Source organism: Actinoplanes sp. NPDC023714 (assembly GCF_040639855.1).
In the GTDB taxonomy this organism is placed as follows: domain Bacteria; phylum Actinomycetota; class Actinomycetes; order Mycobacteriales; family Micromonosporaceae; genus Actinoplanes.
Genome location: NZ_JBFAAR010000013.1, coordinates 113,082 through 135,929 on the forward strand (window position 1 = coordinate 113,082; position 22,848 = coordinate 135,929).

The 22,848-nt window shown below is 71.2% G+C and carries 13 protein-coding genes; 5 read left to right on the forward strand and 8 right to left on the reverse strand.

Annotation, left to right across the window (positions count from 1 at the left end; genetic code table 11):
• Positions 1–8 precede the first annotated feature (8 nt).
• Positions 9–1,874 (forward strand): beta-L-arabinofuranosidase domain-containing protein, encoded by a 1,866-nt coding sequence (locus tag AB0G10_RS38505; RefSeq protein ID WP_360933747.1) that lies wholly within the window; start codon positions 9–11, stop codon positions 1,872–1,874.
• A gap of 835 nt (positions 1,875–2,709) precedes the next feature.
• On the opposite strand, the gene AB0G10_RS38510 is transcribed toward AB0G10_RS38505, so the two are convergent.
• The 5 genes from AB0G10_RS38510 to AB0G10_RS38530 all read right to left on the reverse strand — a co-directional run bounded on the left by AB0G10_RS38510 (position 2,710) and on the right by AB0G10_RS38530 (position 14,681).
• Entirely contained in the window at positions 2,710–3,702 is a 993-nt protein-coding gene (locus AB0G10_RS38510; RefSeq protein WP_360933750.1) for a hypothetical protein, read from the reverse strand.
• Between the two features lie 54 nt (positions 3,703–3,756).
• Positions 3,757–4,371, reverse strand: a complete 615-nt coding sequence (locus AB0G10_RS38515) for a hypothetical protein (RefSeq protein ID WP_360933752.1) — start codon at positions 4,369–4,371, stop codon at positions 3,757–3,759.
• A gap of 9 nt (positions 4,372–4,380) precedes the next feature.
• Positions 4,381–7,368, reverse strand: coding sequence for a family 43 glycosylhydrolase (locus AB0G10_RS38520; RefSeq protein WP_360933754.1), 2,988 nt, complete (start codon positions 7,366–7,368; stop codon positions 4,381–4,383).
• A gap of 12 nt (positions 7,369–7,380) precedes the next feature.
• Positions 7,381–12,807, reverse strand: a complete 5,427-nt coding sequence (locus AB0G10_RS38525) for an Ig-like domain-containing protein (protein WP_360933757.1) — start codon at positions 12,805–12,807, stop codon at positions 7,381–7,383.
• A 302-nt stretch (positions 12,808–13,109) separates the two neighbouring features.
• Positions 13,110–14,681 (reverse strand): DNRLRE domain-containing protein, encoded by a 1,572-nt coding sequence (locus tag AB0G10_RS38530; protein WP_360933759.1) that lies wholly within the window; start codon positions 14,679–14,681, stop codon positions 13,110–13,112.
• 211 nt (positions 14,682–14,892) lie between these two features.
• Here AB0G10_RS38530 and AB0G10_RS38535 point away from each other — a divergent pair, with 211 nt between their 5' ends.
• A complete protein-coding gene (locus tag AB0G10_RS38535) occupies positions 14,893–16,065 on the forward strand; it encodes a dipeptidase (protein WP_360933762.1) in 1,173 nt (390 codons plus the stop codon).
• Positions 16,066–16,272: 207 nt separating this feature from the next.
• Here the strand turns inward: AB0G10_RS38535 and AB0G10_RS38540 are convergent, their stop codons facing one another.
• Complete coding sequence (locus tag AB0G10_RS38540) at positions 16,273–18,501, reverse strand: amino acid permease (protein ID WP_360933765.1); 2,229 nt, start codon at positions 18,499–18,501, stop codon at positions 16,273–16,275.
• Positions 18,502–18,627: 126 nt separating this feature from the next.
• Here AB0G10_RS38540 and AB0G10_RS38545 point away from each other — a divergent pair, with 126 nt between their 5' ends.
• Positions 18,628–18,894, forward strand: coding sequence for a hypothetical protein (locus tag AB0G10_RS38545; RefSeq protein WP_360933768.1), 267 nt, complete (start codon positions 18,628–18,630; stop codon positions 18,892–18,894).
• Positions 18,895–18,904: 10 nt separating this feature from the next.
• Here AB0G10_RS38545 and AB0G10_RS38550 read toward each other — a convergent pair whose 3' ends face one another.
• Together AB0G10_RS38550 and AB0G10_RS38555 are read right to left on the reverse strand one after the other, a co-directional pair.
• Positions 18,905–19,567 (reverse strand): response regulator transcription factor, encoded by a 663-nt coding sequence (locus tag AB0G10_RS38550; RefSeq protein ID WP_360933770.1) that lies wholly within the window; start codon positions 19,565–19,567, stop codon positions 18,905–18,907.
• 137 nt (positions 19,568–19,704) lie between these two features.
• The gene (locus tag AB0G10_RS38555) at positions 19,705–20,952 is read right to left on the reverse strand and encodes a histidine kinase (RefSeq protein ID WP_360933773.1); all 1,248 of its coding nucleotides are present in this window, start codon (positions 20,950–20,952) and stop codon (positions 19,705–19,707) included.
• Between the two features lie 131 nt (positions 20,953–21,083).
• Here AB0G10_RS38555 and AB0G10_RS38560 point away from each other — a divergent pair, with 131 nt between their 5' ends.
• Both AB0G10_RS38560 and AB0G10_RS38565 read left to right on the forward strand, forming a co-directional pair.
• Entirely contained in the window at positions 21,084–21,986 is a 903-nt protein-coding gene (locus AB0G10_RS38560; protein ID WP_360933776.1) for an ATP-binding cassette domain-containing protein, read from the forward strand.
• Complete coding sequence (locus AB0G10_RS38565; RefSeq protein WP_360933779.1) at positions 21,983–22,735, forward strand: ABC transporter permease; 753 nt, start codon at positions 21,983–21,985, stop codon at positions 22,733–22,735. Before AB0G10_RS38560 ends, AB0G10_RS38565 begins: the two co-directional genes overlap by 4 nt.
• Positions 22,736–22,848: the final 113 nt, after the last annotated feature.

The window sequence follows — 22,848 nt, forward strand, 5'->3', positions numbered from 1 at the left end:
TCACTCCAGTGACGATCAACGAAGTCATCGATCAGCGGCTCGGCGCTCCGGTCGCTCCCAGCCACGGCAAGCTCCGGCCACTCGGGCTGCGCGAGGTCACCCTCCGGCCCGGGTTCTGGCAGCGCCGCCAGGACGTCAACCGCGCCAACTCGCTCGCGCACATCGAGCACTGGCTGGAGAAGGCCGGCTGGCTGCCGAACTTCGACGGCGCGCCCCGCCGCGGCCGCGAGTTCTCCGACAGCGAGATCTACAAGTTCCTGGAGGCGCTGGCCTGGGAGCTGGGCCGCCGGCCGGACCCGGCCCTGGAGGCCCGCTACCAGGCGGTCGTCGCCCGGGTCGCGGCCGCGCAGGAACCCGACGGCTACCTCAACACCAACTTCGGCCGGCCCGGCCAGCAGCCCCGCTACAGCGATCTCGAGTGGGGGCACGAGCTCTACTGCTACGGCCACCTGATCCAGGCGGCGGTGGCACGGGCCCGGACGTACGGGACGGACCGGCTCGTCGAGGTGGCGATCCGCGCTGCCGACCATCTCTGCGACGTCTTCGGCCCGGACGGCATCGCCTCGGTCTGCGGGCACGCCGAGATCGAGCCGGCGCTGGTCGAGCTCTACCGGGTGACCGGAAACGATCGCTACCTGCAGCAGGCCAGGCTCTTCGTCGAGCGGCGCGGCAACCAGGTTCTCGACGACATCGAGTTCGGGCGGTCCTACTTCCAGGACGACGTCCCGGTCAAGTCGGCCTCCGTCTTCCGCGGGCACGCCGTCCGGGCCATGTACCTCGCGTCCGGCGCCGTCGACGTCGCGGTCGAGACCGGCGACGACGCCCTGCTCGACGCGGTCACCCGGCAGTGGCGGAACACCGTGGCCCGGCGGATCTACATCACCGGCGGCATCGGCTCGCGGCATCAGGACGAGGCGTTCGGCGAGGACTTCGTGCTGCCGCCGGACCGGGCGTACTCCGAGACGTGCGCGGGGGTCGGCTCGGTGATGCTCGCCTGGCGGCTGCTGCTCGCGCAGGGCGACCCGGCCTACGCCGACCTGATCGAGCGGACGCTGTTCAACGTGATCGCGACCTCGCCGTCCGACGACGGGACGCGGTTCTTCTACACGAACACGCTGCACCAGCGGGTCCTCGGAACCGAGCCGCCGGCCGACCAGCTCGTGCCACGGGCCGCGTCGACGCTGCGGGCGCCGTGGTTCTCGGTCTCGTGCTGTCCGACGAACCTGGCGAGAACTTTCGCGGGCCTGGCCGCCTACATCGCCACATGTGACGACTCGGGCGTGCAGATCCACCAATATGCCGCCTCGACGATCCGGGTCGGGGAGATCGCCCTGGAGGTCGACACCGACTATCCGGCGAGCGGGCGGGTCGCCGTCACGATCACCGAGTCGCCGGCCGAGCCGTGGACGCTCACGCTGCGCGTTCCGCACTGGGCGACCGAGGCGACGCTCGACGGCGCCCCCGTCTCCCCCGGCCTGCTGCATCTGCGCCGGCGTTTCACGCCGGGCGACACCGTCGTGCTCGATCTCGCGGTCCGGCCGCGGCTCACCGCCCCGGATTCCAGGATCGATTCCGTACGAGGCTGCGCCGTCGTCGAACGAGGCCCGGTGGTCTACTGCGCCGAGTCGGTCGACCTGCCCCCGGGCGTGGCCGTCGACGCGCTGCGGCTGGACGCCAGGGCGGAGATCGGTGACGTGGCCGGCGGGGTGGGCGTGACCTGCCGCATCGTCGAGCCGCCGGAGTCGCCGTGGCCCTACGGCACCGAGTCCCCGGACGTGATCGCCGCCGAGGGGGTGCCGGTGACGCTGCGGCCGTACCACGACTGGGCGTCGCGGGGACCGTCCACGATGCGGGTCTGGCTGCCCCTGGCCTGATGTAAGGAAGGGGCCGGCCGGACCGGAAGGCACCGGCTTGACCGGTGGAGGAGGCGGGGCGTGCGCTGTCGGGGCAGCGCACGCCCCGTTGTGGTCAACCGGGCGATCGCGAGACAGCGACGGGCTGCAGCCAGGCACAAGACCGCGCAGCACTGGGCTGCAGCCCGCGACACAAGGCCTACACGGAGATGCGCTGCGGCCGGATAAGACGTCGGCTGCAGCGCATGGCTACGGGGTTCATGCTTGCGGCCCGCGCGGCCCTTGCTTGCGGCCGCGATCCCGGGCCGTTGCGCGCCGGCGGCGTCTGCCGGGTCGAGTTGGGGACGCCGGGCGAGGTCCTGCCACACCGGGCCGTAGCGCCGCTTTCGCCGTTCGCGCGCCCCGGGCCGTACGCATCCAGCGGACCACCCTGATGCCATAGCGCGCGTTCGGCCGGGCGCGACAAGGGTCGGCTGCAGCGCAGCGCTGCGGAAAGCATGCGATCACGACAACGTGCTGCAGCCGGGTGGGGCGGGCTGCAGCACGTTGCTGTCTCGTCGGCGTGTCGGCAGCGATGGGCTGCAGCCGGGACACGGATGCCGGTCCGGCTGTACGGCAGGGCTGAGTTCGCGCCCGAAATGTCGCTCTGTGGTACAGCCAGGCCTGACGACGGCGCGGCCTCGCCCGAAATGTCGCCCTGTGGTACAGCCGGACTGAACGGCAGAGCCGGGGGCACGGCCGGCTGTGGCGTATGGCTGACCGAAGACGACGCGCGGACAGCCATGGGCTACAGCCGGCGACGAACGGTGCTGAGACCGGCCGCGACACGATGAGTCACAGCCACGGTGCGGCGCGGTCAGGAGGCCGTTCGGGCGCCCTCGAGGCGGGCCTGGGCCAGCAGCGCCTCCAGGCGACGGCGGCGGAGGCGGTTCACGGCTCGCGCGGCGAGGAGCAGAGCGGCCACGGCCAGGGCCAGGAACAGCTGGGGCCACGGCATCACCCAGGTCGTCACCGTCACCGAGGTGGGGGCTTCGGCGGTGAGGGCGACGGTGGTCGATACCCGGCCGAAGCCCCAGACGCCCTCGACCCGGGCGGTTCCGGCGCGGCTGCCGCCGGGGAGGATGTCGCCGGGAGCGGCCGCGGCGCCGGAGGTGGCGACCGAGCCGGGAGACGAGGCGGAGAGGAGGCCGAACAGCTCCGAGGATCGCACCTCATCCGCCACCGACATACGGATGTTTCCGGTATTGGCCACCTGGTAGGAGACCGTCAGAACGCCCGGCCTCAACGGGTTCCAGGAGCGCGCATACGTGGTCGACACGTCATCGACGGAGACGGCGGGCTGGACGGTTCCGGACGCCCGGAGCAGGACCCGGAAACCGACCCGGCTCTCCACCTGCACGGTCCCCTGCCGGCCGGCCACCGAGGCGGCGATGCCGGCCGGGTGATCGCCGGGGGTGGCGCCGGACGGGACGGTGATGGTGAAGGGGACGACCTCGGTCTCGCCGGCGCCGACGTCCACGGTGGACTGCACGGTGATCCAGGTTCCGCCGTCGGTCGACGGCGTGTCCGAGGGCAGCATGTTGAAGCGGCCCTTGTCGGTGAGGTAGCCGTCGGCCGCTGTCAGCCGGAACGACGCGGGCGCCGCGCCGAAGTTGCGGACGGCCAGGTGCTCGGTGACGGTCTGGCCGGGGTCGAGGGTGCGTTCCACCCAGCGGCGGCCGTCCGGCCCGGCGGCGGTGGCGGGTTGCACCGTCCAGGTGGTGTCCGCAGAGGAGGACGCGGCCACGGCAGGAGTCGCGGGCACGACGACGGCAGCGGCGGCGATGAGCAGGGCGGCGACACGGCGCATGGCGACTCCACAAACGAGGGAAGGCGGGGGCCGCGGAAGGCCCCCGCCACAACGTCATTCGAAAAGGGACAGGGTCAGCGTGGACTTGTAGGAGCCGGCCGCCACGTCCGCCGGCGTGTGCAGGTTGAGGTCGGCGTTCACCGTGTAGGAGCCGCCGGTCACCGCCGACGAGTCGTAGGTGGAGACGAGCAGCTCCTGGTCGACGAGGCCGACGTTGTTGCCGGGCTGCGTCTCCTCGTCGAGCACCGGCACGACCTCCTCACCCTCGGCCACCAGGCCGGTGTCGCCGCCGTCGAGCAGGCGCGGCTTCCAGCCGAGGTGCTCGGCGCTGATCGGGTCGAGGCCGGGCGCCGTGAAGTCGCTCGACGAACCGAGCACGGCCCACGCCGAGCCGGCCGGGATCTCCTCGAGGGTGCGGGTGTCGGTCACGGTGACCGTCGGCAGCGTGCCGGTGAAGCGCCGGACCGTGAGGTCGGAGCCGTTCTCGGTCAGCGAGGCGGCGGTGCCGGCGACGGTGAGGGCGAGCACGCCCGGCTCCTCGATCTCGGTGATGTCGACGGTCACCTCGACCTGGGCCTCACCGGGGGAAGGGTCGGCGAGCGCCGCGGCCGGGAAGGCGGTGGCGCCGGCCAGGACGCAGGCCAGCGCGACGGGAACTCTTGCTTTCATGGAGATCTCCTAGGAGCAGGTGATGGCGGGGTAGGACGCGGTCACGCCGTTGGCCGACGCGGTTCCGGCCGGGATCGACGCGGCCCGGGAGGGGAAGGACTGATAGGCATTGGCGCCGGAGAGGACCCGATCAAAGGCCTTCTTTCCGTACGGGGTGACGAGCCCGACGTCCAGAGAGGAGGCGGATGCGTTGCGCGCGGTCACCGCGACGTAGGCCTTGCCACCGATGCACCGGGACTGCGCCGTGACGGCGAGGGGCGCGGACTCGTCGGCGAAGACCCGCCACTCGGTGACGGCGACGGCCGCATAGGTGCTGCCGTTGCCGTTCGCGGACACCACGGCCCGCAACCGTGAGGTGGTCACGGCCGGGAACTCGACCCGGTTGAAGGCGGTCGTGCTGGTCCCGTACGTGCCGGGGATGTCCTGCCAGGCCGCGCCGTCCCAGGATTGGAGCTTCCAGCCGTCCGGCGCGGCGACACCGTCACCGGTGCCCGGGTTGGCGTCGCGCCAGAACTTCAGCTCGGCGCCGGTGATCCGGATCGGACGGGACCAGTCGTACTGGATCCACTGGGTGGCCGGCCGGGTGCCGGACCAGGTGCCCCAGATCTGTGCCTGCGACGGGTTCGCCGGGTCGCTGTCGTCGTTGAGCGCCGTGACCGCGTTCCAGCCGGCCGTGTACGACGCGGTCGGCACCGCGATCGGCCCGACGTTGCCGGTCAGCGGCGCGGACAGGTCGGCCGGGATGACGATCGTGGCGACCGGCGAGGTGTTGCCGGCCCGGTCCACGGCCCGGTAGCCGACCGTGTGCTTCCCGGCGTCCGGCGCGGCGATCGCCCCGGAGTAGACGGTCCACGCTCCGGTTCCGATCGCGTACTCGATCCGGTCGACGCCGGAGGTGGCGTCGGTGGCCGTGACCGTGACACGCCGGTCGGCCAGGGAGGCGGTGGCGGCCGGGTTCGTGGCGTCGATGTTCACGTCGGCACGGGCCGGCGACGACCTGTTGCCGGCCCGGTCGGTGGCGGTCGCGGTGACCGTGTGCCGGCCGTCCCCCGCCACCGTGGCCGTGGCGGACCGCGTGTCGGTCGTGACCAGCGGCTCCGCGTCGTCGATCGCGATCGCGACAGTCATCCGGCCGCCGCGATCATCGGTGGCTGCCGCCCGTACCGAAATCGGGGAGCGGAACCACCCGGCGGCGCCCGCCGACCCACTCGGGGTGACCACGACGGACGGCGGGGTTTCGTCGCCCTCGGTGTCGCCCGGTGAGATCACCTGGACCGTCGCGTCGATGCGGCCGCCCGCGTAGCCGAGGACGCTGCCGGCGACCGTCACGGAGCCGGGCTGCGCCACGTCGGCCGCCGTGAGCCCGTCCCAGAAGACCGGGATCCGCAGCGTCGACGCGCCGAACGTGACCGGAACCGTCCCGGGCAGATCGGTCTCCCCCACCTCGACCGTGATCGCCGGAGCGGTCACCGCGGCGGGCTGCTCGGCGAGCACCTTCCACTCCTCCACGGCGACCGCGGAGTAGGTGCTGCCGTTCGTCGACGCGTCGAGCACGGCCCGGACCTGCGTGGTCGTCACCGCGTCGAACGTCGTGTCCTGAAAACCCTGGGTGCCGGTGCCGTAGCCGCTCGGGTTCGGGACGTCGCGCCAGGAACCGTCCCAGTACTGGATCCTCCACCTGGCCGGCGCCGCTACCCCGACCCCGGTGCCCTGCGGCTGGTCGTTCCAGAACTCGATCTGCGAACCGGAGATCCGCATCGGCTGGTCCCAGGTGTACTGCACCCACTGCTGCGGCGGGTTGCTGCCGGTCCAGGTGCCCCACATGTCCGGCGGCAGCGGGTTGGGGCGCACGATCTCGTCGTTGAGCGCCTTCACCCAGTACTGCGTCGGGACCGGGTCGTTCGAGACGGTGACCTTCGCGGCCTGGGCGATGTTGGCGCGCGGCGTGCGATCGGCCTGCTTCGCCGGGGTCTGCACGACCTGCTTGATCCGCGGCGGCGTCTGGGTGTCGTCCCACTCCACCTTGTCGATCGCGACCGACCTGCGGAAATGACCACCGCCGGCGGCGTCCGCGGTGTGGTAGGCGAGGTACCACTGCCCGTCGAACTCGACGATGCCCGGGTGGCTCGTCGTCGACGAGACCGGGGTGAGCAGCGTGCCGCGGTAGGTCCACGGTCCACTCGCCGACGTCGCCGTGGCGTAGGCGATGCACGCGTGGTAGTTCGCCGGCGTGCAGGCCGAGGTGGGTCCGGCGTTGTTGCCGGCGTACGCCAGGTAGTAGGTGCCGTTGCGCTGGAACAGCCACGCGCCCTCGAAGAAGCCGGTCAGCCCGGAGACCGCCGCCTGCGTCCCGACCGGGGTCTTCATGTCCGCCCGCAGCTCCAGGAACCGCAGCTGCCCGAACGTTCCCCAGTAGAGGAAGACCCGGTCGCCCTCGACCAGGATGGTCGGGTCGATGTTCTCGATGGTGTTGGCGGTCGGCGTCCGCTGCGAGATCAGCGGGCCGCCGACGTGGTCGGTCCACGGGCCGGTCGGGGTGTCCGAGACGGCCACGCCGATCGCGAACCTGTTGGCCGCGGTCGAGTCACGCTCGCTGACCGGGACGTACCAGTAGTAGCGGCCGTCCGGGCCCTTCACCACCTGCCCGGCGTAGGCGCGGCCGGGGGTCGCCCAGCCGAACACCGCCTCCGGGCGCATGAGGGACGGGTAGTGGGTCCACTGTCCACCGGCGACATCGCTCGTGGTGAACGCGCCCCACTCGTTCATGATGAAGTCGTTGACCGCCGGACCGGCCTCGTCGTGACCGGTATAGATCATCAGCTTGCCGTCCGCGACGAGCGGCGCCGGGTCGGCCGAGTAGTAGGAGCCGTCCTTCAGGATCGGATTGACGGTGTTCGTGAAGGTGTAGGAGTCGGCTGCCCGGGCCGGGGCGGCGGGCGCTGTCACCAGCAGGCCCGCCGCGACCAGCCCTGCGACCGCTGTGCGCAGCAGTCTCAAGGGATTCTCCGTCTATCCGCAGCTGATGGCGTCGTAGGAGGCTTCGATCCCGCCGGCACCGGCCTCGCCGGCCGGGATCGACCCGGTCCGGCTGTTGAAGCTCTGGTATGCCGACTTGCCGGGCGCCACATTCGCGACCGTCCGGGATCCGTAGGGCGTGACCAGCTCGACGGTGACCGGCTCGTCGCCGGTGTTCTTCGCGGTGACCGCCACGTACGCGTTCTTGCCGAGGCACTGCGACTTCGCCGTCACTTCAAGATCAAGAGCGGGCGAGGGTACGTCGTAGACCTCCCACTCCTGGACCCCCGGCGACCCCTTGCCCTCCTCGGTGCCCGCCGCCGTGAGCAGCGCCCGCAGCTTCGTCGTGGTCACCGCGTCGAAGGTCACCGTGTTCCACGCCGTGGCGGAGGTGCCGTAGGCGCTCGCGCCGGTCACGTCCTTCCACGCCGCGCCGTCCCAGTGCTGGATCTTCCAGGCGGACGGCGGCGCGACCCCGGCGCCGGTGTCGTCGAGGTCCTCGGCGAACCAGATCCGGGAACGGTCCACCGTGACCGGGGACGACCAGTCCAGCTGGATCCACTGCTCGCCGACCTGCGGCCAGGTGTTCCAGACGTCGGTGTTCGGGCCGACCGGGCCGGTCGGGGTGACCCCGTCGGCGATGTTGCCGGCGGTGACCCAGCCCGGCGTGTAGGACGCCGAGGCGGTGGCTGTCCGGGCCACGTTCACGGGCGCCTGACCGGCTTCGACCGTCAGCGTGCCGACGGCCGAGGTGTTGCCGGCCCGGTCCACCGAGCGGTACTCGACGGTGGCCGCCGCCGAGCCGACCTGCACCGGGCCGCTCGCCGCGGTCCAGGCGCCCGTGCCGATGCGGTACTCCACCGTGGAGATGCCGGCGAGCGCGTCGGTTCCGGTGATGGTCAGTTCCCGCGAGTCCTCGTCGAAGGCCGCCTTGACCGTGGGGATCGTGCGGTCGATGCCCACGGTCCGCTCGGTCACCGCCGAGACGTTGCCGGCGGCGTCGGTCGCCCTCGCTTGGATCTTCAGCTCGCCCTCGTCGGTGACCGTGATCGGACCCGCGTAGTCGGTCCATCCGGCGTCACCCCTCTTGACAGCGATTTTGGGCGATTTGTCGCTGTTGTCGGTCGCGGACGCCGTCACCGCCACGTTCGTGTTCGTCCAGGGCGCGTCGGGGGAAGCCGTCAGCGTCGTGACCGGCGGCGTCGTGTCCTCCGGTCCGCCCGCTCCGACGGTCACCGTGGCGACCGCCGTCTTGTCGGTGCCGGCCACCTGCCCGGTCACCTCGAACGTGCCCTCCTTCGCGTAGGACGCCGGGTCGATCTGCTGCCAGGTCACCCCGATGCCGCTCTGCCGCGAGCCGTCGTTGTAGCCGACCGTGACGCCGGTGGGCAGGACCGGAGCGACCCCGACCCGGGTGCTGACCGCGACCGGGTCGATCGTGTTGATCTGCACCGGCGCGCTGCCGCGGACCCAGACGTGGGCCCGGGCGCTGATCGACGTGCCGGCCACGAACCCGGTGACCGTGAAGTCGCCGATCTCGGCGACCTGCTCCGGCTCGACGGCGCTCCAGGAGACCGCGACCGGCAGCACCGCGCCGTCGGCGTAGGTCACGTCGACGGTCGCCGGCAGGGCCGGCACCACACCGGTCGGGGTGCGCACGTCCACGGTCCTGATCGAGCTGGCCGGGGCCGCGAAGACCCGCCACTCGGTGACGCCGACCGCCGACCAGCGGTTGCCGGCCGCGTTCGGCAGGGCGTTGAAGGTGGCCCGCAGGCGCGTCGTGGTGACCGGGTCGAACGTGACCACGTTGGTGCGCCCGCGTACGGCCGGGTTGAACCCGGTGCCGCCGGTGGTGTCCTGCCAGGCCGCGCCGTCCCAGTACTGGATCTTCCAGTTCTGCGGGACGGAGACGCCGCTGCCGCCGGTGGTGCTGTCCGACCAGAAGTCGATCGAGGCGCGGTTCACCCGGACCGAGGTCGGGAAGTCGTACTGCAGCCAGCGGGTGGCCGGCTCGTTCCCGGTCCAGGTGGCCCAGATGTCCGGGTTGGACCCGCCGGTGAAGAACGGCGCCTTGTCGTCGTTGACGGCGTTGACGTTGTTCCAGCCGGCCGTGAACGACGCCGACGCGGTAGCCGAGGTGGCGATGTTGATCTCGCCTTCGACCAGTGCCGACGCGTTCACCACGACGTCCTTGGTCGAGGTCTCGTCACCGCTGCGAACGGTCAGCCGCAGCACGTGCCGGCCGGACTCGGTGAACCGGGCGATCGTGGTGGGCGCGTTCGCCTGCTCGAACGCCACCGAGCCGCCGGCCGGCGCGTCCACGACCGACCAGGACGAGGCGATCGCGGTGCCCGGCTTGCCGTCGTCCTGCGCCAGGCCGAGCAGCCGGACCGAGCCGTCCTGCTGGTACGTCGAGTCCACCCACGCGTCGGCGAGCGGCTTCGCGTCCTGCGAGTCCGGCGCGGCCACCCCGCTGTCGAACGCCTGCACCTCCTTGATGCCGGTCTTCGCGCCGGCCGCGTGGTGCACGGTGATCCGCAGCTTCTCCGCGGTGACCTCGGGGAAGCGGACCTGGTTGAGGTTGCCCCGCGGGTATGCCGGGATCCGCGCCTGGGCGGGGACGGTCTTCCAGCCGTCGCCGTCGTCGTACTCCACGGTGAACTGCGCCGGCGGCGCGTAGCCCTGGACCGTGGCGGACGAGGAGGTCCGGTAGAAGTGCACCCGGACGTCGTCGACCTTCCGCTTGCCCTCCAGATCCACGGTGATCGCGTCGGTGGCGTTCGGCGATCCGGCGGTGCCCCAGAACGGCTCGTTCACGGTGGTGCCGTTGACCGCGCCGGCCGGGGCGCGACCGGAGGCGGAGAAGGTGGCGGTGACCGGGCGGCCCTTCGCCACGTTCGCGGCGGCGTTCATGCCGGCCTTGGCCATCACGTCGGTGACCCGCGCGTCCGCCGCGAAGGTGACGTCCTGCGGCGCCTTCACGCTCTTCGGCGACGCGTTCGTCACGGTGATCCCGGCCGCCGCGGTGACCTGACCGGTCGCCGGGTCGTAGATCAGCTTGCCGAGCTTGTCCGCGGTGAACGCGAGCTCGCCGTCGAGGTAGACCGAGTAGCCCTCCGGGGTGTCGCCGTAGTGGCGGGTGCCGCCCGGCGCGTCCCAGACGACCGTGAGGTCCCGGTCCCGGTACTTGATGTTGTTGGCGGTGAAGTGGTCCCAGCCGATGTCGATCGGGTCCAGCTCGATCTTCGCGTCGTCGCGCGGGCGCAGGCCCATCGCGTCCTCGATGACGGTGAAGTTCGTGGCGCCGAGGATCGTGTGGTGGATCCACGAGCGGTAGCCGATGCTCTGGTTCGCGGCCGAGCCGTCCGCCCAGAACTCGTTCTGGTCCGGGTACCGGTTGTCGCCGTTGTTCTGGTAGTGCGCCCAGGCGTTCCAGTACAGCAGCTTCTTGTACCACTCCTTGTCGATGTACTGCGTCGGGTAGTTGCGCAGCACCGACGAGAGCATCCGGAACGTCACCGTCGAGTTGATGATCGAGAAGTTGTTGCTGCCCGGGTCGCCCTGCGCCGCGGCGGCGGCCTTGTCGGCCTGGTTCGCCGTGGTGAACGGGAAGATCGGGTACTGGCTGTCGTCGGCGAACAGCCGCAGCGCCTCCCGGTACTCGGCCGTGTCCGGCATCAGCCCGACCGAGAACGGGTAGTAGTTGTTGATCTCTTTCCACGGCACCAGGGCGTCCGTGGCGACGTGCCGGTGCTTGAGCAGGTTGCCGTGGTGCCCCATCTCGTCCGGCGTCGTGCGGGCCGGCTCCCAGAGGTACTCCAGCACGGCGTCCTTGACCCGGGTCGCGAACGCCTCCATCTCGGCGGCCTTCGCCGTGTCCCCGGCGGTCCGGTAGGCGGCCGCCGAGGCCTTCGCGTTCGAGTACAGGTAGGCGCTCTCGGTCCGGTCCATGTTGCCGGCCCGCCAGTCGAACGACACCGCGTCGGCGTCGTTGCCGGTCATCGCGCCCCAGCTGTACTCGATCAGCCCGTTGTCGTCGAAGTCGTACGCCTCGAGCAGGCCCTTCACGTCGTTCTCGGCGTACTCGGCCAGGTTCCCGGCGATCGCGGCCGGGCCGCCGTGCAGCTGGTAGGAGCGCCAGGCCGCCTCGGAGATGTACTCGGTGTAGCTGTTCGACCAGTTGGCCGGGTCGCCCGGGTTGTCGACGTACTTCGAGCTCTTCGCGACCTCACCGGCGGAGACCCATGATCCGTACGAGTAGGCCGGGTCCCGGAAGTATTTGAGGTCGTCCACGAACATGCCGGTGGTCAGCACGATCGCGTTGTTGTAGCCGAGCACACCCTCCATCGCGGTCGGGAACTGGTAGTCGTTGCCCGGGATGTCCGCGTCGAGGAAGTTGAAGCGCATGAGCCACCAGCGGTAGAACAACGTCTTGTCGATGTTGTTCTCCGGGGTGTCGAGATAGGGCACGTTCTCGGCCCACCACCGGTTGTACGCCGTGACGTGCGCCTGGTAGGCGGCGGCCGGCGCCAGGTCGCGGAACTTCACGTACTCGGTCGTGGCGGCCGGATTCTCCTTGGCGGTGAAGCCGAGCTGCACCTTGGTCCGGACCGTGCCGCTCGCCGGCACCGCGACGGTCCGCCGCAGGGTGCCCTCGACCGGCGCGAAGCCGTCGCCGGAGAACCGCGGGAACAGGTCGGTCAGCTTGTTGAACGAGCGGACCGCGCCGGTCAGCTCGCCGTCGCCGGACTCCACGGTCCGCGCGAACGGCGAGCTCGCGGTGAACAGCACGTCCTTGGCCGCACCGTTGGTGCTGCTCACCTCGAGGTCGGTGACCACCACGTTCTGGTCGGTGATGTACTTCGTCTGCACGACCCGCAGGCCGGAAGCGGTGTTGCCGAAGACGCTCCGCCAGTAGCTCGGCGTCTGCTTGCGCTGCGCCGCGTCCTCGGTGAGCGTCACGTCCGCGCCGCCGATCGAGGCGGTGATCGTGTACGCGCCCTGGCCGCCGGCGATCGACTCGATGTAGGCGACCTCGCCGCCGAACCCGAGCACGCCCGGCTGGTGGGTCTTCATGAAGACCGCGCGGCCGCGGCTGAACAGGTACTGGTTGGCGTCACCGTTGGAGCCGCCCGGCGCGTTGCCGGTCCGGGCCAGCATCCGGTCGATCCAGAAGTCGTTGTCGGTGCTGCTCCCGGCGCCGGCCGCGACGTCGGCGTCGAAGACGGCCTGGAGCTGGTTGCGGGCGTGGTATCCGGTGCGCTGGTCGGGGATCGGGTCGGCGCTGCCGGTGAAGACCGGGTACGGGGTGCCGCTGTTGGGGGCCGCCTCGGCCGGCGACGGGACGGCGGCGAGGCCGGCGAGGAGAAGGCCGGCGGTCAGGGCTGCTCGATGGGATCTCGGTATCGCGGGCGCTGTCACAAGTGGACGCCTTTCGCCTCTTCTGGGCAGGGAAAATCGCCCGGAGCGGTGGCTGCCCCGAGAGATTCACGAAAACCTTTTCGGGAATGCTCGCAGCACGTTGCGATCGTGTCAACGGGTCATTTCCGCTGGCTGAGAGCGCGTCTACTGTGATCCACGGGCAGACCCGGACATCGCCTCCGAAAACGAGAACGGTGCTTCCCCTCGTACCCTTGGGCCTGGCTCTTGATCTTTCAGGCACTTTCCCGGGCACGCAGAAGCGCCGCCCGGCACATGCCGGGCGGCGCTCGCTGTCGGGTGGTTCAGCCGATCTTCACGTTGAAGACGGGGTGGGCGGCCAGCTTCTTGAAGGCGGCGAGGCTCGCCGTGGTGCTGTCGATGCTGATGTCGCGGTCGCCCTGGTCGTCGTGCTTCGTGTCGAAGTGGACGATCGCCTTGATCGCGGGGCGCTTGGCGAGCTCGGGCAGGACGTCGTTGTAGACGGCGGACTTGTCGGTCTTCTTGCCGACCCGGTGGTAGCCACCCCACTCGGCCAGCATGAACGGCTTGCCCGGCGCCTTCGCGACGGCCCAGTCGTAGAACCCGGTGCCACCCTTCGGCGCGCGGTCGAGGATGTCACCGAAGTCGCCGAAGTGGTAGTAGCCCTTCTCGACCGAGACGTAGGAGTCCAGGCCGACCCAGTCGACGACGTCGTTGCCCGGGTAGAGGTCCTTCCACCAGGACTGCGCCATCCACTTCTCGTTGCCCATGTAGGCCATCACGTTGACGACGTTGGTGACGCCCTGCGCGCGGAGACGCAGGATGGTGTGGCGGTACATCGCCGCGAAGTCCTTGGCCTCCCAGCCCGAACCGGCCTTCGCGATGACGTCGTTCTCCGGCTCGTGGTTCAGGACCAGGAAGAACTTCTTTCCGTACGCCTTCGCGCGCTTGGCGAACGCGTCGATGCGGGCGTCCTGCTCCCCCTTCGCGACCTTGGCCCAGTTCGAGCCGTAGGCGATCTTCCAGTTCTCCAGCAGCACCCGCGGCTTGGCCGGGTCCTGGGTCATGGCGATCTCGGCCTTGGTCGGGAACGGCTCGTTGCCCTTGTGGTACTGGTGGAAGATCGTCGCGGTGCGGCCGCTCAGCTTCTCCCAGTCCTTGAGCGCGAGGTCGCGGGGCGCGTCGGTGAAGCCACCCGCGGCGCCACCCCAGAGGATGTTGCAGGAGGGGACGAGCTTCGCGTCGGTGACGCAGTTCGTGCCGGCCTTCGGCGCGCCGGCGCCCTGGTTCCCGGTGTTCGCCGCGGTGTCCGGGATCGTCGTCATGAAGGTCAGCTCCGGGCCGCCCTTCGCCGAGTTCTCCGACGACTGGAACTTCACGGTCGACGTGCCGGTGACGGCGAACGAGTACGTGCCGGCGCCGTAGACCTCGGCGGCCAGGTCGAACCCGATGCGGGTGTCGCCGGCGCCCGGGGTGACGCTCGCGATCGCGAGGCCGGTCTTCGGCGCGGTGGCCGCGGTCAGCTTGGTCTCGGTCCACGAGTTGTCGAGGACGCGGGCGATGGTGATCGTGCCGGTCGGCTTGCCGAGCGGGTGCAGGAAGAGCTTCGCGTCCGACACATCGGTGCCGGCCGGGATCGTGAACTTGATGTAGGAGGTCTTGACGTCCTTGCCCAACCTGCCGGCGACAAGCTTGTCGTCGGCGCCGAAACCGGCGGTCGCGCGGGACGACGAGGTGTAGCTGTCGTCACCGGCCTGGACCGACATCTCCTTGGTGCCCTTGGTCTTCTTGATGGCGACCGCCTGAGCGGCGGCACCCGGCGCCAACGCGGCGGTCGCGCCCGCGAAAACGGCGGTCAGAGCTGTCAGGTGCTTCGGCAGCTTGGCACGTCGCATTCTGAATTCCTCCCCCGTGTGTCCGGCCGTTGTCGGCCGGGCATGGAAAAGAGATTGCCGGTCCTGGGTTGCAGGTCGAGGACCCGAACGGGTGCCGCTGGGTTGCAGAGAAACTTTTTCGCGAATCCTCATGTCCCGGGGGTCGTCCACCGACTGTTCGGGGCGTCGCCGCTCCCTTGCGGTGGTTTCCCCGGACCGCTATGCAAGGGAGATGGCGCTGATCATTGACGGGCACAACGACCTGCCGATGCGGCTGCGTGCCGTGTCCGGTTCGAGCGTCACCGGTCTCGACCAGCCCCGGCCCGGCCTGCACACCGACCTCCCCCGGTTGCGTGCGGGCGGGGTCGGCGGCCAGTTCTGGTCCGTCTACGTCCCCTCCGACCTGCCCGAACCCGTGGCCCTCGCGGCCACCCTCGAACAGATCGACCTCGTGCACCGGATGGTCGCCCTCTACCCCGGCGAACTGGAGATCGCCTACACGGCCGCCGACGTCTCCCGGATCATGGCGGCCGGCCGGATCGCCTCCCTCATCGGCGTCGAGGGCGGCCACTGCCTGGCCGGGTCCACCGGCGTGCTGCGCTCCCTGGCCCGCCTCGGTGTCCGGTATGTCACCCTGACGCACAACCATCACACCGCCTGGGCCGACTCCGCAGCATCGCCTCCGCAGGTGGGCGGCCTGTCGGCCGAAGGGCGGGCGATCGTACGGGAGATGCAGCGCATCGGCGTGCTCGTCGACCTCTCCCACGTGGCGCCGGTGACCATGCACGCCGCCCTCGACGAGGCCGACGCCCCGGTGATCTTCTCGCACTCGGGCGCCCGCGCCGTGACCGACCACGTCCGCAACGTCCCGGACGACGTCCTGACCCGCCTGCCCGCGAACGGCGGCGTGGTCCAGCTGACGTTCGTCTCCTCCTTCGTGTCCGCGGCAGCCCGCGATTGGGCAGCCGCCGCCGACGCCGAGTGGGAACGCCTGGGCTTGTCCCCCGTCGCCGAGCCGTGGCCGCGCTGCCCCCGCCCCGGCGAGCCGTCGTCGTCGGTCCCGGTGGCCACCTCCCCCGACCCGGCCGCCGAGCCGGCCTTCCGCGCGTGGCTGGCCGCCCACCCGAAGCCGGTGGCCACGGTCGCCCAGGTGGCCGACCACGTGGATCACGCCCGGGAGGTGGCAGGGGTCGACCACGTGGGCCTGGGAGGCGATTTCGACGGGACGCCGGAGGTGCCGGCGGGCTTGTCGGACGTGTCCGGATATCCCGCCCTTTTGGGCGAATTAGCGGCGCGGGGTTGGTCCGAGCCTGATCTGCTCAAGCTGGCCTCGGGCAACATCCTCCGGGCCATGAGAGACGCCGAGGAGCAGGCGAGTGACCCCCTATGGCCGACCCGCCCCTGACAACCACCCCGCTTGCGCCGCCCTTCTCCCTTTCGCCGCCGCCTCTCCCTTTCGCTGCGGCTCTCCTTCGCCGCCGCCCTCCTTCGCTGCGGCTCTCCCCCGCCGCCGCCCTCCTTCGCCGCGGCTCTCCCTCGCAGCCGCCCTCCTTCGCCGCGGCTTTCTTCGCCACCCTTCGCCGCCTTTGCTGCCGCCGTCGGGGCCGGGCCGTCACTCCTCGGCGTTTCCGGTATCCGTGGTGCGCGGCCCCTCGGGTCGCTGCCCACGAGGCGAACGCTGTCGCGGAGTCCGCGGACCGCCGGTCTCACCACTCCCCGCAGCCGCGTCGCCCGCTTCATTCCCACTGCTCACGTCGCGCCCCTCCCCGACCGACGAGCCGCCCTCATCACTTTCCCCGCCGGCCAGGCCTTCCGCGCTCGGAGCGCGCCTGGCCCGCGGTACCCGCCCCGGCGACGCACTCCCACCCGGCGCCGCATTGAGCCCTGGCGCCGCACTCCGCCCCGGCGCCGATCCGTTCTCCGAGGGCGCCGCGGCATTCTCGGCGATCACCTGGGAGGCGTCCGCGGCATCGGCGGGCTCGGCAGGTCGCCGGCTCGGACTCGTGCGCTTCCGGGGTGCCGCTTGTCGGGCGGGCGCCGGCCCATCCGCCCCGGACCGCGGTGAGGGCACGCCCGAACCGGAGACAGCCCCGCCCCCGGGATCACCGCCCACCTCACCGCCCACCTCACCGCCCACCTCACCGACCGGCCGCTCCGGCTCGGTCGCCGATGCCGGGGAGGCATCGGCCCGCTCGGCAGACGGCTCCCGCAAGCTCTCAGCTGGCTCGGCAGACGACTGCCGCGAGCTCCCGGACGGCTCGGCAGACGACTGCCGCGAGCTCCCGGACGGCTCGGCAGACGACTCCCGCGAGCTCCCGGACGGCTCGGTGGACGACTCTGGCGAGCTGTCGGCCGGCTGTGCGTCCCGCGGCTCCGTGGCGGCCGGATCGTCGTCGGACTTGTCTGTCGCGGGGACCGGGGACCACTCGGCGGGCGGCTGGCCGGTGCCGATCACGGCGTACACATCGGGGCGGAACCGCCGCAGCTTGCGGCCCCATCGCAGGCCCGCGATGAAGAGGAGCAGGAAGGCCAGCGGCGGCGCCCAGACCTTGAGCGGGTTGGAGGAGTCGAGCAGGATGCCGAAGGACGCGACGGTCAGCAGGAGGATGATCGCCAGGAAGACGGCGGCGATCCACGGGGCGATCGCGCGGCGCCAGCGGGTCTCGCCGTGGCCGTCGCGGCGGAAGTAGCGGACCACCGCCACCGACGCGATCACCATGAGGACCAGGACGCCGAGGCCGCCCGACACCGTGCCGAAGAAGAACAGGTCGGTCGTCGGGTTCCAACCGAAAAGGGCGAAGAGCAAGAGTACGGCGAGAGCGATGCTGGACTGGGCGAACGAGGCGGTGACCGGCACCCCGTCGCGGGTCTCGGCCAGCGATTTGCGCAGCACCCCTTCGCGGGCGACGGTGAGCGCGTAGCGGGCGACCGTGTGGTGGAAGGCCAGCATCGCGGCGAACAGGCTGGTCGCGAAGAAGATCCGGCCGAGGTCGATGATCACTGCCGGCAGGTAGGGGTCGGGCAGGAAGAAGAACAGGTCGTCGAGGTGGTCGCCGGCGATCGCGACGATCTGGTCGTACCCGGCCACCACCGACATCACCCAGGCGGTGCCGCCGTAGAGCACGGCCGCCACCAGCAGGGTCAGCCCGATCGCCCGGGCCACGGTGCGCCGCGGGTCCTTGGCCTCGGCCGCGTAGACGAGCGGCGCCTCGAAACCGACCATCCCGGCCACCGCGGCGACGAGCAGCGCCACCCCGCCGGCGCTGGCGATGAGGCCCGGGTTGAGCGTCCCGAACGAGACCTCGCCGCCCGCCGGATGGGTGACCATCACGTAGTCGAAGATCAGCACGATCAGCACTTCCGCGCAGACCAGGACGGTCAGGATACGAGCGTTCAAATCGATGTTCAGCCGGCCCAGCACGGAGATCAGCGCCCAGCCGAGCAAGGCCCAGATCACCCACGAGACCTGGATGCCGAAGATCGCCATGGCGTTGTGCGCGGCCACGCCGAACGCGCCGTAGAGACCGATCTGCATGGCGTTGTAGGCGAGCAGCGCCACGAACGCGGTGCCGACGCCGGCCGGTTTGGAGATGCCCGACGCCGCGTACGCATAGAAGGCGCCACTGTTCGGAACATGCCGGGCCATCGCGGCCAGCCCGACCGCGAACACCCCCAGCACCGCCGCGACCAGGATGTACGCGACCGGGATACCTTTCTCCTCCACCTGCCCGTAGCCGAGCGGCAGAGCCCCGGCCACGACGGTGAGCGGCGTCATCGCGGAGACCGCGATCACGAAGATCGGCCACGTGCCGAGGCGGCGCTCGGCGACCTGCTCTGGCATTGGCGCCTCCTAAAGAACGGGTTGACCGTCTCCCATCATTGCCTCCACAGCGGATTGACGATATAGAAAGTTCTCGATCTTGGAGGGTCGGGTTTCGGCACCCCGACCGGCGGGTAGGCTCGCCGCATGCCCATCGGACCGCAGCCACACGGACGCCGCGGCACCGTCGAGGAGCCGTACAGCCCGCTGAACCTGCGGCTCGTCCTCGCCGCGTTCGGCCTGGTGGTCTGCACGGTTCTCGCCGTCCTGCTCTTCCGCGCCGGCTGGACCGTGCCGGGCTGGCTGCTCGCCGCCTGGGCCGTGGCCGCCGCGATCGACATCGTGGTGGTGCAGATGCGCAGGCGGGCCCGCAAGCGTGCCGAGGGCGGACGGGACCACTCGCTCTTCGAATAGGCCGGGCTTCTCAGGCCAGACCGGCGTCGTGGACCAGCAGCGCCACCTGGACCCGGTTGTTCATGTCGAGCTTCGTGAGCACCCGGGACACGTGCGCCTTCACCGTCGCGACCGACATGTGCAGGTCGGCGGAGATCTCCGCATTCGATTTGCCCTGCGCGATGAGCAGGGCGACCTCCTTCTCCCGGGCGCTGAGCCGCCCGAGCAGTTCGCCGGCCCGGTCACGGGCCGGAACCGGATCGGCCGCCACGTGGGCGATCAACTGGCGGGTCACGCTCGGCGAGAGCGCGGCCTCGCCCTGCGCCACCCGGAGCACGGCCTCCTTGATCTGGACGGGCGGGGTGTCCTTGAGCAGGAAACCGCTCGCGCCGGCCCGCAACGCCCGCAGCACGAACTCGTCGGCGTCGAACGTCGTCAGCACCAGCACCTGCGGCGCCCCGGGCCGGCGCCGCAGCCGCTCGGTCGCGACCAGCCCGTCGACGCCGGGCATCCGGATGTCCATGAGCACCACGTCGGGTCGGTGCTCGTCGACCGCGGCCGGCACCTCGCCACCGTCACCGGCCTGCCCGACGACCCGCATGTCGGTGTGGCCGGAAAGGATCATCGACAGCCCGGCCCGGACCAGCGGATCGTCATCGACGATCAGCACCCGCACCGGCGATTCCACGCTCATGCCCCCTCCCCCGGCGGCCAGGTTTTCTGCCTCATGACGCCTCCCCAGCTCAGCCGCGGTTCCGGGCTCATGGCGCCTCCCAGCGCAGCCGCGCTTGCGGGCTCATGGCGCCTCCCAACTCAGCCGCGTTTCCGGGCTCATGGCGCCTCCCACGGTAGCCAGGCGGAGAGGACGAACTCGTTGCCGTGCCGGCCGTGCGCCAGCCGGCCGCCGGCCAGGGTGGCCCGCTCGGCGAGACCGATGAGACCCATCCCGGTGCCGGGGATCGGCGCGTCCGGCACGGTGACCGGCAGCGGATTGCGGACCTCGACGGTCAGCCCGTCGCCCGGCCCGCCGCGCACGGCCACCGACACGGCGACCCCGCGCGCGTGCTTGCGCGCGTTCGTCAGGCCCTCCTGGATGATCCGGTACGCCGCCCGCCCGGTGACCGGCGGCACCGCCTCGGGCTCGGCCGTGACGTTGAGCCGGACCTTGACGCCCGCGGACCGGGACTCGTCGGCCAGCGCCGGCAGGGCGCTCAGCGTGGGCTGCGGCCGCTCCGGCGCCGGGTCGTCCGCCGAGTGCGTGGTGCGCAGCACGCCGATCACCGCCCGCAGGTCGTGCAGCGCCTGGTTGGCGCTGGACCGCACCACCGCGGCGGCACCGGCGATCTCGTCGGGCGGGGCGCCGGGCCGGAACTCGAGCGCCCCCGCGTGCAGGCTGAGCAGCGAGATCCGGTGGGCGAGCACGTCGTGCATCTCGCGGGCGATCCGGGTGCGTTCCAGCACGCGGGCCTGCGCGACCCGCAGCTGCTGCTCGGACTCGGCGCGCTCGGCCCGGTCGCGCCAGCTGACGATCAGCTGGCGGCGGGAGCGGACCAGCATGCCCCACAGCGCCGCGATCATCACCATCACGTTGCCCCACCAGAACGTCGGCCAGAAACCGTCGTCCATCTCGGTGCGCAGGAACGAGAAGGACGTGTTGCCGCACCAGACCCCGACGACGTACGCGGCGAGCACGGTGAACCGGCGGTGCACCGCGACGGTGAACACGACGATCACCAGTGTGACGCCGCTCGCGAGCGAGAAGAAGCTGAGGACGAGAAGGTAGAGGGCCAGCGGCGTCAGGAATCGCCGCCGCCACCACAGGGCGATCCCGGCGACGGCGCTGAGCGCCCCGTCGGCCAGCACCACCCAGGTGGGCGCGCGGGTCACCTCCTGCGCCAGGCTGGGGTGCGCGCCGAGCAGGTCCACGGTGAGCCAGACGGTGGCGCCGAAGCCGAGGAGGAAGCAGAGCGTGTCGACCACCCAGTCGCGGGTGGACCGCCGAGCCCGCACCGGCCCGGCCGGATCCGCGGCGAGCGCGGACGGCCACAGCCAGCGGTATTCGACCTGCGATGCCCCCATGCGCTCGACGATACGGCCGCGCCGCACGCCGCCGATACCGACCAAAGTAGTAACCAAAGTATCGACTTCGATTCAGCGCCATCGACTCTTGGCCGACGCGGCCACCGGCCCACCGCCCGCAGGCTGGTCGCATGATTACGGTCGAGAACCTCACCAGGACGTACGGCGCCCAGCGCGCCGTCGACGACGTGTCGTTCACCTGCGAGCCGGGCACCGTGACCGGCTTCCTCGGGCCGAACGGCGCCGGCAAGTCCACCACGCTACGGATGATCTGCGGCCTGACCCCGCCCACCGCCGGCCGCGCCACCGTCGGCGGCGTGCCCTACCGCCAGCTCGGCAACCCGGGCCGGCAGGTCGGGGTGCTGCTCGACGCGTCCGCGCAGCACGCCGGCCGGACCGGCCGGGAGACGCTCGCCCTGGCCGCCATCACGATGGGCCTCGACACGGCCCGGGTGCCGGAGCGCCTGGCCCGGGTCGGGCTCGACCGGACCGCGGCCAAACGGCGGGTTCGCGCCTATTCGCTGGGCATGCGGCAGCGGCTCGGTCTGGCGTACGCAATGATCGGCGACCCTGCCGTGCTCATCCTCGACGAGCCCGCGAACGGTCTCGACCCGGAGGGGATCTTCTGGATGCGCGGCCTGCTCCGGGAGTTCGCGGATCGGGGCGGGACGGTCCTGCTCTCCTCCCATCTGCTGCGTGAAGTGGAGGCGGTCGCCGACCGGCTCGTCGTGATCGGACAGGGGAAGATCCTGGCCCAGGGTGACAAGGATCAGCTGCTCAGCGCCGCCGGCACGGTGGTGCGCGCGACCGATCCGGCGGCGCTCGACGCGCTGCTCGGCCGGATGGGCCTGACCGCGACGAAATCCGCCGACGGCACCACGCTCGTGCCCGCCGACGCGCAGACCATCGCCCAGGCCGCCGCCGGAGCCGGCGTCGTGCTGCTGGAGCTGCGGCCCGCCGGGTCGAACGGGCTCGAGGAGATGTTCCTGCGGCTCACCGCCACCACCACCGGACTCGAGGAGGTCAGCCGATGACCACCGTGCTGAACCAGCGCATCCCCCTGACCCGTCTCACCCTCGTCGAGCTGCGCAAACTCGCCGACACCCGGGCCGGCCTCTGGCTGCTGATCATCATCGGCGTGGCCACCGCCGGCACCTCGGCGATCCTGCTGGGCTGGGCCGAGGACGCCGAGCAGACGTTCGAGGCCTTCTTCACCTTCGGGTTGCTGCCGTCGGCCGTGCTGCTGCCGGTGCTCGGCATCCTCTCGGTCACCAGCGAGTGGTCGCAGCGGACCGCGCTGTCCACGTTCACCCTGGTCCCGGCGCGCAGCCGGGTGATGCTGGCGAAACTCGCCGCCGGCACGCTGGTCGGGATCGCCGCCACGATGGCGACCGGCCTGTTCGCCGCGGTGGCGAATGTGATCGCCGGGCTGCTCGGCGCCGACGCCTCCTGGTCGCTGGACAGCAGCCTGGTCTGGCAGGGCCTGCTGCTCCAGGTGGTCTTCGTGCTGATGGGGATCGGGTTCGGCGCGCTGCTGCTCAGCACGCCCCTCGCCATCGTCATCTACTTCGCGCTGCCGACGGTCTGGACCATCCTCGGCGAGATGATCAGCGGGCTGCGCACCGCCTCGGAGTGGCTCGACCTCAACGTGACCTCGGCGGTCATGACCGAGCCGGACATGACCGGCGGGGAGTGGGCCCGGTTCGGGGTGTCGGTCGCGGTCTGGGTGGTGCTTCCGCTGGTCCTGGGCACGCTGCGGGTGCTCCGGCGGGAGGTTTCCTGATCCACAACGGTGGGTGTTGGCGTCACGATCTCGCGATCGCGGGTAGCGTCGCGAGACGTGACGCGTACCCTATTTGCGAGCTTCGCGACTATTGCCGTTACCATCCCATTCTT

Coding starts and splice junctions, on each gene's coding strand:
- AB0G10_RS38560 (WP_360933776.1), top strand. CDS start 21,084: ATGATTACGGTCGAGAACCTCACCAGGACGTACGGCGCCCAGCGCGCC.
- AB0G10_RS38550 (WP_360933770.1), bottom strand. CDS start 19,567: ATGAGCGTGGAATCGCCGGTGCGGGTGCTGATCGTCGATGACGATCCG.
- AB0G10_RS38515 (WP_360933752.1), bottom strand. CDS start 4,371: ATGAAAGCAAGAGTTCCCGTCGCGCTGGCCTGCGTCCTGGCCGGCGCC.
- AB0G10_RS38555 (WP_360933773.1), bottom strand. CDS start 20,952: ATGGGGGCATCGCAGGTCGAATACCGCTGGCTGTGGCCGTCCGCGCTC.
- AB0G10_RS38535 (WP_360933762.1), top strand. CDS start 14,893: ATGGCGCTGATCATTGACGGGCACAACGACCTGCCGATGCGGCTGCGT.
- AB0G10_RS38530 (WP_360933759.1), bottom strand. CDS start 14,681: ATGCGACGTGCCAAGCTGCCGAAGCACCTGACAGCTCTGACCGCCGTT.
- AB0G10_RS38545 (WP_360933768.1), top strand. CDS start 18,628: ATGCCCATCGGACCGCAGCCACACGGACGCCGCGGCACCGTCGAGGAG.
- AB0G10_RS38565 (WP_360933779.1), top strand. CDS start 21,983: ATGACCACCGTGCTGAACCAGCGCATCCCCCTGACCCGTCTCACCCTC.
- AB0G10_RS38510 (WP_360933750.1), bottom strand. CDS start 3,702: ATGCGCCGTGTCGCCGCCCTGCTCATCGCCGCCGCTGCCGTCGTCGTG.
- AB0G10_RS38540 (WP_360933765.1), bottom strand. CDS start 18,501: ATGCCAGAGCAGGTCGCCGAGCGCCGCCTCGGCACGTGGCCGATCTTC.